The organism is Blautia faecicola, assembly GCF_004123145.1.
Classification (GTDB): domain Bacteria; phylum Bacillota; class Clostridia; order Lachnospirales; family Lachnospiraceae; genus Oliverpabstia; species Oliverpabstia faecicola.
On record NZ_SDKC01000001.1, the window covers coordinates 257,468 to 271,223 of the forward strand.

Below are 13,756 nucleotides of genomic sequence, written 5' to 3' on the forward strand. Positions count from 1 at the left end.
AAATATGGAACAAAATAGTACACTTTTTCAAAAAGACGGAAAGTATTTTTTGCAGCTGGACTGTGAAAATGCAAAAGAGCTTTCTTTAAAGTGGGATGATAAGACCTATTCATTTGTAAAAGACGGAGAAAAGTGGGTTCTGGAACTTCCGTTTTCCACAGCTGTGAATTATGTGCAGATCTGTGTGGACGGACAGGAGGTTCTGCATCCGGATCTGCCGATCGGACATGGATATGGCCGTTTATACAATTATATTGAACTGCCGGATGAAAAGAAGCTGGCTGAGATTCGTGACATCCCGCATGGAACGCTGACCCATGAATTCTATAAGTCTGAGATTTCCAATAACTGGGAACGATTCATCGTTTACCTTCCACCATGCGTACCATCCGCAGGTCTTCCGGTTCTGTATCTGCAGCATGGATTCGGTGAGAGTGAGATTTCCTGGACAACAACCGGAAAAGCCAATATCATACTGGATAACCTGATCGAGATGGGAAAAATAAAACCTTTTGCACTTGTGATGAGTGACGGCATGGTACAGGAAAAGGTCGGCTCAGAAGAACGATTAAACCATGTTTTGCTGGAACGGATGCTGGTGGAGGAAATTATTCCGATGGCAGAGAAAAAATATCAGTTTGGCGGTTGTAAGGAAAAGAGAGGTATGGCAGGCTTGTCCATGGGTTCTGTACAGACAACCCGGACGATATGCGACCATCCTGACCTGTTCAGCGAAGTCGGCATCTTCTCAGGTTTTATAAGAGAAAACATCGAAGGCAATCCGGACCGGGATGCGGTTGGAAGAAAACCTTATGAGCAGACCCATCTGAAGGCGATGGACGATCCGGACTTTAATAACTATTTTCATACCTTTTTCCGATGCATCGGAGATAATGACTGTTTCCTTTCCAGATTTCTGGAAGAGGATGCAATCATCCAGGAGAAAGGCGTCCATGAAATCAGGAAGATCTATCCGGGCGAACATGACTGGAATGTGTGGAGACCGTGCTTTGCGGACTTTGCGCAGATGATTTTTCGATAAAACTGTATAAAGTAGCAGAATAAAAGTAACATGGCCGGGTGAGTTTTGCCCGGCTATTGTATTTACGAAAACAACGAGCCAAAGTCCATGCCGGCATGAGACCTTGGCGATTGCTATATACATAGATCACAGGTTATTATCTGGTCAAATATCTTCCGTGGATAGAGGAATCAGAAAGAAATATGTTTTTTAGAGTCTTTAAAAAAGAGGTTATGGATGATATAATGGCAAAAGGAATAAAAGCCTGATGCTATTCGGAGACTAGAAGGAGGACATGAGAATGTATAACGAATTTGGTGGAACTTTAAGTAATCTTGCATTGGCGAAACACAGAAAAAGCCGTGCGATCAATGCGGAAAATCCAAGAGGAGAAAAAGGAAAAGGCGGTATGGCAGCCAGTGATCTCGGACCTTCCAGAAAAGGAAGCCCGTGTCTTAGAGATATCGCAAGTGGTCAGACAGTGACACTGGCAGAGATTGAAGGACCTGGTGCGATCAACCATATCTGGATTACCGTGGATGCAAAAACCACAGACGCAGATTGCTTTGTATTGAGAGATCTGGTTCTTCGTATGTACTGGGATGATGAAGAGGAACCGTCTGTAGAAAGTCCGCTGGGAGACTTTTTCTGTTGTGGTTTTGGTAGAGAATGTAATGTAAATTCTATGCCGATTGCGGTAGTGCCAAGCAGAGGATTGAATTGTTATTTCCAGATGCCTTTCAGAAAAAAAGCAAGAATCACTCTGGAAAATCAGCATGCCAATCCAATTCCTGCATTCTTCTATCAGGTGGATTACTGCCTGTATGATGAAGGACTGCCGGAGGATATCGCTTACTTCCATGCACAGTGGAGAAGAGAAAAGATCACCCAGCTGAAGAAAGATTATGTAATCCTTGATAATGTCAAAGGAAAGGGTCACTATGTAGGTACTTATATGGCACTGACAACACTGGAACGTTACTGGTGGGGTGAAGGCGAAGTTAAATTCTATATTGACGGAGATGAGGAATATCCAACTATTTGCGGAACGGGAACAGAAGATTATTTCGGTGGTTCCTGGAGCTTTGCGAAACAGGTAGATGGTAAGACGGTGGAACAGAATTATTGCACACCTTATCTGGGATATCCGTATTATTCTTCTCACGATGAGTTGATTCACAATTTCTATCACAATGATGACTGTATGCCGATGAGAGGTTTTTACCGCTGGCATATTCAGGATCCGATCTGTTTTGATGAGGATCTGAAAGTGACGATCCAGCAGATCGGTGTAGGCTACAGAGGATTCTTCGAGAGACAGGATGATGTGGCAAGTGTGGCATACTGGTATCAGGCAGAACCACATAACAGTTTCCCGGAACTTCCTGGTAAAGAAGATCGCTGGCCAAGATAAAACGAATTGTTTTGCCTGAATATATTAATAAAAAGCAGAGGAAATCCGTTCATGAAGAACGATTTTCTCTGCTTTTTTAGTTGCGCGAGTAACGAGCTAAAGTCCGTGCCTGCACGAGACCCTGGCAACTACCGTGTCCCCATCTTACGCACCACACACAAAACTGCCCCGATCACATTCATGAACAAAAAGGATTTGCCCAGATCATCCACGATGTGGAAAAACAATTTGGCACCTTCCAACGGAGCCGGGCTGGCAGGAAGGATTGGATAGGCATAGGTGGATGCAAAGGCCAGAAGAACCAGAACAACGAAACCGAACAGTCCCCGTCCCATGTCAACCTGGCGGATCTTGCCGTGGTCCGGCATCCGTTTTCTGCTGGCGATCCACAGTGCCTGGATACAACCAAAGCCCACACAGATCAGTGCCCCAATCAGATAGATTCCCTGGGCATAATTCTTTTCCTGTACTACTCCGGCGATGGAGCCAAGGGTCACCCGGTTGGCCCAGAAGTTCTGTGCCATACGAAGGGTGGACAAAGCCATCAGGGCTACGCAGATCCACTGGAGCACAAGATAAAACAGGGTGCCTCCCAGTTTTACGCTCCCGGTGGTCAGGGAAGCTGCCGCAGACAGCAGTCCACCTCCCTTTTTCTTCTTTTTGTGCTTGGTTTTTGTCTTTTGTGTAGTGGTTTTATGAACAGTATGCTGGTTTGTGGCAGTATTTTTATATCTGCCGGAATCGGAGGTTTGCTTCTTTCTGTCTTCTTCCCGACGTCCTGCAGCAGTCCTGGTTGTACCGGAAGCAGGTCTGCCGGTACCGGAGTTTCCGGCAGCAGCCGGCGCAGTCGATTTACGGTTTACATAATCATCAAAAGATTTCCAATCGTCCACCAGACGATCATCATCTGTATTGTTAGCGGCTGAAAGATTGGCATCGGAAGCAGCCGGAAGCGGCGCACCACAGTAACTGCAGAAACGACCGGTGACCTCAGCACCACAGGATGGACACTTCATATGATATATTCTCCCCTTCATAAAAAAATTTACCGTCACAATCAGTCAGTAAACAACCGTATCTGAGATTGCTTATCAGACTCTGTTAAGTATTGATGTGATGAGATAAAATCTCATGATTTATTTTATCACGAAACAAGGGAAACATATCTGAAGATTTTGTGAAAAAATAATGAAAAATAATTACATTTTTTGGTGAAAAAGCAAGAATCGGAAGGAGAAGATTGCGTTGACACCATCTATACCGATTGGTATAATATAGGAAAACAGGGAGTAATCCCGGAAAAATAGGAATCAACAGCTAATAAATATAAGGAAAAGGGGATGAAACAGATGGATAATCGGCAGCTGATCATTGAAAAAGCGCTGGAACTGTTTTGTGCTCGTGGATATGACGCAGTGGGGGTTCAGGAGATCGCAGAACAGTCCGGAATTACAAAACCAACGCTGTATTATTATTTTGGCAGTAAGCAGGGATTGATGGAGACGATCCTTGAGGAGAACAGTCGTATTCTGGAAGAGATGCTGGAAAAAGCAGTGGAAGAACCGGGGGATGTCCCGCAGGTGTTATACCGTGTGGCGAGAGCGTATTTTGATTTTGCGGGAAGCCACTGGCAGTTTTATCTGTTCATGCTGAGTCAGTTTTATTCCGGTAAAAAATCCGAAGGTTTTCGGGCTGTGTATCCGCGGATCCAGAAATATTATCAGCTGGTAGTGCGGATCTTTGAAGATTCTGCAGATCGTCTGGGAAATATGGGCGGCCGTCAGGAGCAGTTCGCGGTCAGCTTCATGGGGATTCTGGATTCCCATATGATGATGCTGGGAAGAGAGCAGGATGAAGAACACGGACTGGTGATGACGGATCAGAGAACGTATGAGATCGTCCGGCAGTTCCTGTACGGTATTTATTCGTAACTGCGAAAGTATGGAACAGTTGCAGCATGTATGAGTGTGAAAAATAACTGGAAAGACAGTTAAGATAAAAGAAGAAGGAGACAGGGATATGGCAAAGATGGAGTTTGGGGAACTGGATCAATATTTGTTTGGTCAGGCAACGCATTATGATATTTATAAGAAACTGGGAGCGCATCCGGTAACACAAAATGGAAAAAGCGGCACGTATTTTGCAGTATGGGCACCAAACGCAGAGGATGTTTCTGTTGTCGGTGAGTTTAATGACTGGGATCCGGAGCGCCATCCGATGAAAAAGACAGGACCGATCGGTGTCTGGGAGACTTTTGTTGCAGGAGCCAAAGTGGGAGATCTGTATAAATTCTGTATCCGTGCCATGGACGGAAGACTGCTGTACAAAGCAGATCCTTATGCAAGCTGGTCTGAGATGCGCCCGGGCAATGCATCTCGTATCGCGGATATCACAGGTTTCAAATGGGGCGATGCCGCATGGATGAAGAAGAGAAAAGAGACCGATCCGAGAAGAGCGGCTCTCTCAATCTACGAAGTACATCCGGGGTCCTGGAAAAAACATCCGGCATCTGAGGCAGATCCGGACGGTTTCTACAGCTATCGGGAACTGGCACATGAGCTGGCAGATTATGTAAAACGTATGGGTTATACTCATGTGGAACTGATGGGCATCGCGGAGCATCCGTTTGACGGTTCCTGGGGTTATCAGGTTACCGGTTACTATGCACCGACCGCCCGTTTCGGATCTCCGAAAGAATTCAAATATCTGGTCAATTATTTACATAAAAATAAGATCGGTGTCATCCTCGACTGGGTACCGGCGCATTTCCCGAAAGATGCTCACGGACTGGCAGAGTTTGACGGAACCTGTATCTACGAGCATTCCGACCCACGTCAGGGAGAGCATCCGGACTGGGGTACCAAGATCTTTAATTATGGGAAAAACGAAGTCAAGAATTTCCTGATCGCGAACGCACTGTACTGGATCGAAGAGTTCCATGTAGACGGTCTGCGTGTGGATGCAGTGGCGTCCATGCTGTATCTGGATTATGGAAAGAAAGACGGACAGTGGATCGCGAATAAATATGGCGGTAACGAGAACCTGGAGGCTATTGAATTTTTCAAGCATCTGAATACTCTGATTCTTGGAAGAAACAAAGGAACCATGATGATCGCTGAAGAGTCTACTGCATGGCCGAAAGTAACCGGAGATGTGGAAAAAGAGAACGGTCTCGGATTCACGTTTAAGTGGAACATGGGATGGATGCACGATTTCCTGGAGTATATGAAACTGGATCCGTATTTCAGAAAATTCAACCATAATAAGATGACCTTCTCCATGACGTATGCTTTCAGCGAGGCGTATATTCTGGTACTGTCTCATGATGAAGTTGTCCATCTGAAATGCTCCATGATCAACAAGATGCCCGGAGAGTACGATGACAAATTTGAGAATCTGAAAGCCGGATATTCCTTCATGATGGGGCACCCGGGTAAGAAACTGCTGTTTATGGGACAGGAGTTCGGACAGTTTCAGGAGTGGAGTGAGGCGAGAGAGCTTGACTGGTATCTGCTCCGTGAGGCAAGACATCAGCAGTTACAGGATTATGTAAGAGATTTGCAGATGATGTATAAAAAATATCCGGCACTGTATGCGGATGCCAATGGTTATGATGGTTTTCAGTGGATCAATGCCGATGATGCAGACCGAAGCATCTACAGCTTCATCCGCTGGTCACCGACGAAAAGAAACAACCTGCTGTTTGTCTGCAACTTTACACCGGTAGAACGGAAAGACTACTGGGTAGGTGTACCGCAGAAGAAACAGTGTAAATTAATCCTGAGCAGTGCAGACCCGGCTTACGGCGGACAGCATCATGTGGACAATCCGGTATTCAAACCGGTCAAGGGAGAATGTGACGGACAGCCATACCATGTGGCATATCCGCTGGCTCCATACGAAGTTGCAATATTTGCATTTAATTAAGAAAAGAAATATAGATAACAGAAAACGACGGAATCTGTCGGCAGAACAATCTGCCGACAGATTTTTTTGCAAGCAACGAGCCAAAATCCGTGCATGCACGAAACGCTGTACTGGTATGGCTACGTTTTCTGTAATCTCTGCTCACTAAAATCACCTCGCAGGATAGGATCAGTGAACGGATCAGAAACATACCGAAAAACTATGTTTATGGTGAAAATGAATTGACAAATGCACCTTACTTTGCTAACATAATGAAGTATGATTGTTAAAAAATCAGGCCAAATAAGGAGGAGAAAGAGTAAAATGAAAAGATTCAAAAAACTTGTGTCTGTACTTACTCTGACAGCGATGCTTGCAGCAAGTCTGACAGCTTGTGGCGGAAAAGATCCGGTTGCAGAAGATGACAGCACAGCAGGCACAACCACTGCCGACAGCAGTACAGCTACCACAGAGACTTCTGGTGACAGTACATTTACCTATGCCATCTCCGGAGACCCTACAGAGACTGTCAATGTTATCACAACATCTGACCGTTGGGGATTATCTACTGTAAAGATGATCTACTCCCCACTGTATATGAATAATGCCGATGGAATCAACTGGTTCCTGGCTACAGATTACAGCGTATCCGATGATAATCTGACCTATACATTCAAACTGAGAGATGATGTAAAATGGTCTGACGGTGAACCGTTTACCGCAGATGATGTTGTATTTACATACGAAGCCATGGAACAGGAGGATAACCTTGGATGGGCGTATTCTCAGCTGGTTTACGAGCAGGGAACGGTAAAAGTGGAAAAAGTGGATGATTACACCGTATCTTTCACATTCCCGTTCGTAACACCTACGGCTATTGAGATGTTAAGTCAGATTTTCATTATGCCGGAGCACATCTACAAAGATGTCACAGATTTTGAGCATAACGATTACAATATGAACTCCGTAGGAACCGGTCCTTACAAACTGGTAGATTATCAGTCAGGTTCATATCTGAAGTTTGAAGCAAACGAAAACTACTACAAAGGCGAACCGTCTGTTAAAAATGTAGTATTCCAGATCATCGAAAATGCAGATACTGCGATCCTGGCTCTGCAGAACGGTGAAGTGGATGCTTATCAGATGACACCACAGCAGGTGAAAAAACTGGATCTGGATGCAAGCAACCTGACTGCTTATTCTTACACAGAGGGTCGTGTCGGTTACCTGCAGATCAACTGCAACCGTGTAACAGACGAAAACGTTCGTAAGGCCCTGCTGTTTGCCATGGACAGAAAAGCAATGGATGATGCAGCCTTCGAATCTGACGAATACTACAGCATTCCGTATACCTTCCTGCCAACCAACAGCCAGTTCTACACAGAAGACGGTGTGGAAAAATACGAGCAGGATGTAGACAAAGCAAAGAGTATGTTAGAGGAAGCCGGTGTGAGTGGTCTGAAACTGAAACTGGGTTACATCTCCAGTGATGCCGTACAGTCCGCACAGGCACTGCTGATTCAGGAACAGCTGCAGGAAGTTGGTGTGACGGTAGAACTTGCCGGCGGAGACGGAACAGCCATTGCAAACGCAATGAAGGATCCGGATAACGAGTACGATATGTATCTGGGCGGTTATATCATGGGTATTGACCCGGATACCTTCTCCAGCCTGTTTGAAAATGATGGTGCTTACAACTACATGCACTACAGTGGATACGATACCATCGATCAGCTGTTTGAGGAAGGTCGTTCTGAATTGGATGAGTCTGCAAGAAAGGAAACCTATGCAAAACTGCAGGCAGCTGTCCAGGATACAGGTGCTTTCTATCCGATCATTTCCAACAACAAGATCCTGGTTGTAAACAACAGAATCCAGGGTGTGGAAGATGCAGGACTTGTTCCGGTATATACCTTCGAGGATACTTCCAGTCTGAAAATTGCTGAATAAGTAATCATCAAAGATTAGACACTATTTATAATGAGGGCGGAATTCTTCTGAAACAGGCGAAGAGTTCCGCTTTTTGGGCTTAAGAATGAAAAACAAAAGGAGAAAAAGGTATGGCAAAGTATATTTTCAAACGTATTCTTACTGCGATCCCACTGATCATCGTGATCACGATCCTGTGTTTTTCTCTGATTCATCTGGCACCGTATGATGCCATCGATGCCATGACAACTCCGAAGATGTCTCCGGAGTTGGTACAGATGATCCGTGAAAAATACGGTTATGATCAGCCGGTCTACGTGCAGTATATCCGCTGGCTGGAAGGAATTCTGAATGGAAACTTCGGCTATTCTATCGTGACAAAAACGAATATTTTCGATGAGCTGGCGACAAGAATCCCGAACACGATCAAGCTGGTGCTGCCGTCTTATCTGACTGCCTATGTGATCTCAATCGTGCTGGGTCTGGTGGCCGGTTCTCACAAAAACAAATGGCTGGACAAACTGATCGACGGGATCTGTTCCCTGTGGATCGCGATGCCGACTTTCTGGGTAGCGATGCTCTTTATCTATCTGTTCGGCTATAAACTGCGGATCCTTCCGATCCTTGGCATGCATACGGTAGGTGTGAATACTTTGTCTGATTTCCTGTTGCATTTTATTACACCGTATCTGGTGCTGACACTGGCATTTATCCCGGACAATGTGCGTTATGTGCGTTCTTCCACGATCACACAGTACTCCGAGGATTATGTTATGGTACAGAAGGCATTTGGCGCTTCCAAAGCAGAGATCATGTTCAAACATGTCTGTAAGAACGTACTGCTTCCGGTTATCACAAAACTGGGTATGGCATTGCCAACGCTGGTAACAGGTGCGGTTATCACGGAAACCGTATTCAGCTGGCCGGGTATCGGACCGTATTTTATCAAGGCGGTACAGGGTATGGACTATCCGATTGTTATGATCGTTTTGATATTGTCTTCCACCCTGGTAGTCCTGGGAAATCTGCTGTCCGATATTTTATACTGTGTGACAGATCCGCGTATCAGAAAGATGGGGTAATCGTATGGCAATGAATCATTCACAGAAAAAACGTCTGGAAAATGTCTGGGAGGCATTAAAACACGACAAAATCGCAATATTTTCTATTATCTTCCTTGCACTGATCCTGATATTATCCTTACTGGCTCCGGTACTCCCGCTGGAACCGAATAAAACCGATGTCGCTCATATGTTAGAGGCACCAAGCAGTGCCCATATTTTCGGAACCGATGAAGTGGGCCGTGATTATCTGGCGCGTGTCATCTACGGAGGCCGTGTGTCCCTGCTGGTCGGCGTGCTTGCCATGCTGATGAGTGTGACCATCGGTGTCACTGTTGGGATTCTTGCCGGTTACCTCGGCGGTATCATAGATGGTATCCTGATGCGGATCGTTGACATTCTGCAGTCCATTCCGTGGCTGATCCTGGTTACGGTTATCAGTATTTTCTTCAAACAGGGACTGGTGTCCATTATTATCGTGATCGGATTCTTCTCCTGGATGGAAATCGCCCGTCTGGTGCGTGCGGAGGTTATGTCCGTCAAAGAGAGGGAATACGTCCTCTATGCGGACTTTGCCGGCGTGCCGTTATTTAAAATGGTACTCCGTCATCTGATTCCTTCGGTACTGCCGACGATCATCATCGCAGCGACCACCAGTATCTCCAATGCGATCATGACAGAATCTTCCTTAAGTTTTTTGGGGATCGGTATTCAGGAACCGCTGTCTTCCTGGGGAAAATTACTGCAGAGTGCACAGAGTAACCTGCAGAATGCCGTTTACATGGCGATCATCCCCGGTCTTTTGATCATGCTGACCATCTTTGCGTTCAACAAACTGGGCAATCTGCTTCGAATCTATGTAGATCCCCGTGTCATGGATGCAGGCAAATAGGAGGAGTGGAGATGAAAGAAAACAGAGTATTAACCATAGACAATCTGACCACTACGTTTGAGAGTCACAAACAGAAGATTCAGGCGGTGCGCGGTGTCTCCCTCCATGTGGATGAAGGAGATATTCTGGCTATTGTAGGAGAGTCCGGAAGTGGGAAAAGTGTAACCATGAAGTCGGTCATGGGACTTCTTGGAGAAAATGCAGATGTGCAGGCAGATCATCTGGAACTGCTGCAGAAGGATCTGCTGTCCATGTCCGAAAAAGAAAAACGGAAAATGCGTGGAAAAGATATGGCAATGATCTTCCAGGATCCGATGACTGCCTTGAATCCGCTGAAAAAGATCGGGTATCATATGATCGAGGTACTCCGCCGTCACCGGAACCTGAGCAAGGCAGAAGCAAGAAAAGTAGCCATCGATATGCTGGGAAAGGTAGGAATCCCGTCGGCAGAAAGCCGGATGGATCAGTATCCCCATGAATTTTCCGGTGGTATGAGACAGCGTGTCATGATCGCAATGGCGCTGTGCTGCCAGCCGCGGCTGCTGATCGCCGATGAACCGACAACCGCACTGGATGTAACGATCCAGGCGCAGATCCTGCAGCTTCTCAAACAGTTAAATGAAAATGAGCAGATGAATATTATTCTAATCACCCACGATCTCGGGGTGGTAGCTTCTCTGGCGAAACGGATCGAAGTGATGTACGGAGGTCTGATCATGGAAGAGGGAACCACAGAAGAGATCTTCGAACATCCAACCCATCCGTACACGAGAGCACTGCTTCATGCGATTCCAAAATGTGAGAGCGGATGTCGGGAACGTCTCGAACCGATCCCGGGTATGGCACCGTCTCTGGCGAATCCGCCGGCAGGATGTCCATTTGTGACCCGCTGTCGGTTTGCATGCGAGGAATGTAAGAAAGGGATCCCGTCCATGCGGGCATATTCCGATACCCAGTCCTCCAGATGTATCTTCACAAAAGAAGAACTGGACGAGAAAGAGAAGAAAGAAGAGGAGAAATAATATGGAAACAAAAGAACAATATCTTCTGGAAGCGAAGAATCTGTCCAAGTATTTCCCGGTCAAAAATTTCTTCGGAAAACTGGTACAGGAAGTACGGGCGGTGGACCGTGTGAACCTTTCCATTAAAAAAGGAGAAACCTTCGGTCTGGTGGGAGAGTCCGGCTGTGGAAAGTCCACACTGGGCCGTACTCTGATCCGTATGTATGAGCCGACCGATGGAATCTTAACCTACGACGGTCACGACATCACAAAGACAAAGGGTAAAGAACTCCTTGCATATCATAAAAGAATGCAGATTATTTTTCAGGATCCTTATTCTGCGCTGGATCCCCATCAGAATGTAAGAGAAATCATGGCCGAACCGATTTCCGTCTTTGAAAAACTTCCGGAAAAAGAGATGGATGAGCGGATCGTAAGTCTTCTTGAAAAAGTAGGTATGAAGGCAGACGATATGGAAAAATATGCCTATGAATTTTCAGGCGGACAGCGTCAGCGTATCGGTATCGCAAGAGCCTTATCCGTCAATCCGGAATTCCTGCTCTGCGATGAGCCGATCTCCGCACTGGACGTATCGATCCAGGCACAGGTTGTCAACGTGCTGGAAGATCTGCAGCAGGAACTGGGACTGACTTACCTGTTTGTGGCACATGATCTGTCCATGGTGCGCCATATCTCCGACAGGATCGGTGTGATGTACCTTGGTAAGATCGTGGAGAGCGGAGACAGCGATGAAGTGTATGACAATCCATGCCACCCATACACCCGGGCACTGCTGGCCTCCATTCCGATCGCAGATCCGAAGCGGGCACTCAGCCTGGAACATTGCGGCATCGAGGGAGACCTTCCGAGTCCGCTGCATGTTCCGTCCGGCTGTCGTTTCCATACACGCTGTCCTTATGCGACCGAGCAGTGCAGACAGCAGGAACCGGAACTGGAAGAGAGAACACCGGGTCATATGGTGGCCTGCTGGAAAAAATAAAAAGAGTGAGGAACAGATAAAAATATGCTTTCAAAAGAACTTTACCGAACCTATGTCCAGATCCTGAAAGATGAACTGGTGCCGGCGATGGGATGTACCGAGCCCATCGCCATCGCTTACGCGGGAGCCGTGGCCAGAAAGACACTGGGAGTCCTGCCGGAGCGGGTGGAGGTTGCGGTCAGCCGAAATATTATAAAAAATGTAAAAAGCGTGGTTGTTCCACATACCGGTGGCTTACGTGGAATCGAAGCCGCCGCAGCTGCCGGAATCGTGGCAGGAGATGCTGCGAAGGAACTGGAGGTCATCTCCCATGTGGAACAGGAAGACATCGAAGCAATGGGAACCTTCCTGAAGGAGGTTCCGTGCAGTGTCTGTGAGGCATCCTCTGATCTGATCTTTGATATTCAGATTACTTTATATCACGGAGAAGATAGAGCGAGTGTACGGATCACCGATTTTCACACGAATCTGGTGCATGTGTCCAGAAACGGGGAGATCCTTCTGGCAAAAGAGATTACCGGAAAAGAAGAGTCCGCGCTGGCAGACAAATCGACGCTTACCATAGAAAAAATCTTTGCATTTGCAAAGGAAGTGGACCTTGCAGATGTCCGGGAAGTACTGGAACGTCAGGTTCGTTACAACATGGCGATCGCCGAGGAAGGGCTCTGCGGTAATTACGGAGCCAATATTGGAAAGGTTCTGCTGGCCACTTACGGCGATCAGGATGTCAAGGTGCGCGCCAAAGCCATGGCAGCTGCCGGTTCTGATGCAAGAATGAACGGCTGTGAGCTTCCGGTGGTGATCAATTCCGGAAGCGGCAACCAGGGAATCACAGCTTCTGTCCCGATCGTGGTTTTCGCAAAAGAACTGCAGGTATCGGAAGAAACGATGTACCGGGCACTGGTGATCTCGAATCTGGCAACGATCCATATCAAAGAAGGAATCGGCAGACTTTCCGCATACTGCGGTGCAGTGGGAGCCGGATGTGGCTGTAGCGCCGGGATTGCCTACCTGTACGGAGACGGCAAGAAGGAGGGCGAACATGCCATTGTCAACGGTCTTGCTATTGTATCAGGCATGATCTGCGACGGAGCAAAAGCATCCTGCGCAGCAAAGATCGCGTCTTCTGTAGACGCGGGAATCCTTGGGTACTTTATGTATAAGAACGGACAGCAGTTTATCGGCGGTGACGGTATCGTAAAAAAAGGTGTGGAAAATACGATCCGCTGTGTAGGTAAACTGGCATCCGAGGGTATGCTCGAGACAGACCGGGAAATCGTTCATCTGATGATCCACGGATAATACATACAGAAAAATAAGCTCCTTTTGCATGAAAAGAACGGTTAGTTGTATGAAACCAAAACGCAAAGGGGGCTTTACTTTTTGGACAAAACGTGATAAAAGTATAGAGGAGTAACTATTCGGTAAGAATATCCTGTGAGTTCTTTTGACAGGAACTGTTGAAAGAACTCACAGGATATGCAGACAAAAATTCAGGGCTGTTTTAGAGAAAACAGCCCTTTTTGGGCGTT

11 protein-coding genes are annotated in these 13,756 nt (G+C 46.6%); 10 read left to right on the forward strand and 1 reads right to left on the reverse strand.

Annotated features, from left to right (window positions below; all coding sequences use genetic code 11):
• Positions 1-4: 4 nt before the first annotated feature.
• Positions 5-1,042 carry an alpha/beta hydrolase-fold protein gene (locus tag ETP43_RS17420; protein WP_243114145.1) on the forward strand — a complete coding sequence of 346 codons (1,038 nt, stop codon included), beginning with the start codon at positions 5-7 and terminating at the stop codon, positions 1,040-1,042.
• Positions 1,043-1,322: 280 nt separating this feature from the next.
• Positions 1,323-2,435, forward strand: coding sequence for a glycoside hydrolase family 172 protein (locus ETP43_RS00985; protein WP_022400445.1), 1,113 nt, complete (start codon positions 1,323-1,325; stop codon positions 2,433-2,435).
• A 128-nt stretch (positions 2,436-2,563) separates the two neighbouring features.
• Here ETP43_RS00985 and ETP43_RS00990 read toward each other — a convergent pair whose 3' ends face one another.
• Positions 2,564-3,451 (reverse strand): zinc ribbon domain-containing protein, encoded by an 888-nt coding sequence (locus ETP43_RS00990; RefSeq protein ID WP_129256817.1) that lies wholly within the window; start codon positions 3,449-3,451, stop codon positions 2,564-2,566.
• Positions 3,452-3,775: 324 nt separating this feature from the next.
• Between ETP43_RS00990 and ETP43_RS00995 the strand changes: the two genes are divergently transcribed.
• From ETP43_RS00995 to ETP43_RS01030, 8 genes are all read left to right on the forward strand, one after another.
• Positions 3,776-4,366, forward strand: coding sequence for a TetR/AcrR family transcriptional regulator (locus tag ETP43_RS00995; RefSeq protein ID WP_129256818.1), 591 nt, complete (start codon positions 3,776-3,778; stop codon positions 4,364-4,366).
• An 88-nt stretch (positions 4,367-4,454) separates the two neighbouring features.
• Positions 4,455-6,362 (forward strand): 1,4-alpha-glucan branching protein GlgB, encoded by a 1,908-nt coding sequence (glgB, locus tag ETP43_RS01000; protein WP_129256819.1) that lies wholly within the window; start codon positions 4,455-4,457, stop codon positions 6,360-6,362.
• 303 nt (positions 6,363-6,665) lie between these two features.
• Positions 6,666-8,291: an ABC transporter substrate-binding protein gene (locus ETP43_RS01005; protein WP_129256820.1), complete on the forward strand. Its 1,626-nt coding sequence runs from the start codon at positions 6,666-6,668 to the stop codon at positions 8,289-8,291.
• A 110-nt stretch (positions 8,292-8,401) separates the two neighbouring features.
• Positions 8,402-9,352 carry an ABC transporter permease gene (locus tag ETP43_RS01010; protein WP_129256821.1) on the forward strand — a complete coding sequence of 317 codons (951 nt, stop codon included), beginning with the start codon at positions 8,402-8,404 and terminating at the stop codon, positions 9,350-9,352.
• 4 nt (positions 9,353-9,356) lie between these two features.
• A complete protein-coding gene (locus tag ETP43_RS01015; protein ID WP_022400439.1) occupies positions 9,357-10,223 on the forward strand; it encodes an ABC transporter permease in 867 nt (288 codons plus the stop codon).
• An 11-nt stretch (positions 10,224-10,234) separates the two neighbouring features.
• Positions 10,235-11,245 (forward strand): ABC transporter ATP-binding protein, encoded by a 1,011-nt coding sequence (locus ETP43_RS01020; RefSeq protein WP_129256822.1) that lies wholly within the window; start codon positions 10,235-10,237, stop codon positions 11,243-11,245.
• Between the two features lies 1 nt (position 11,246).
• Complete coding sequence (locus tag ETP43_RS01025; protein WP_129256823.1) at positions 11,247-12,224, forward strand: ABC transporter ATP-binding protein; 978 nt, start codon at positions 11,247-11,249, stop codon at positions 12,222-12,224.
• A 24-nt stretch (positions 12,225-12,248) separates the two neighbouring features.
• Complete coding sequence (locus ETP43_RS01030) at positions 12,249-13,526, forward strand: L-cysteine desulfidase family protein (RefSeq protein ID WP_129256824.1); 1,278 nt, start codon at positions 12,249-12,251, stop codon at positions 13,524-13,526.
• Positions 13,527-13,756: the final 230 nt, after the last annotated feature.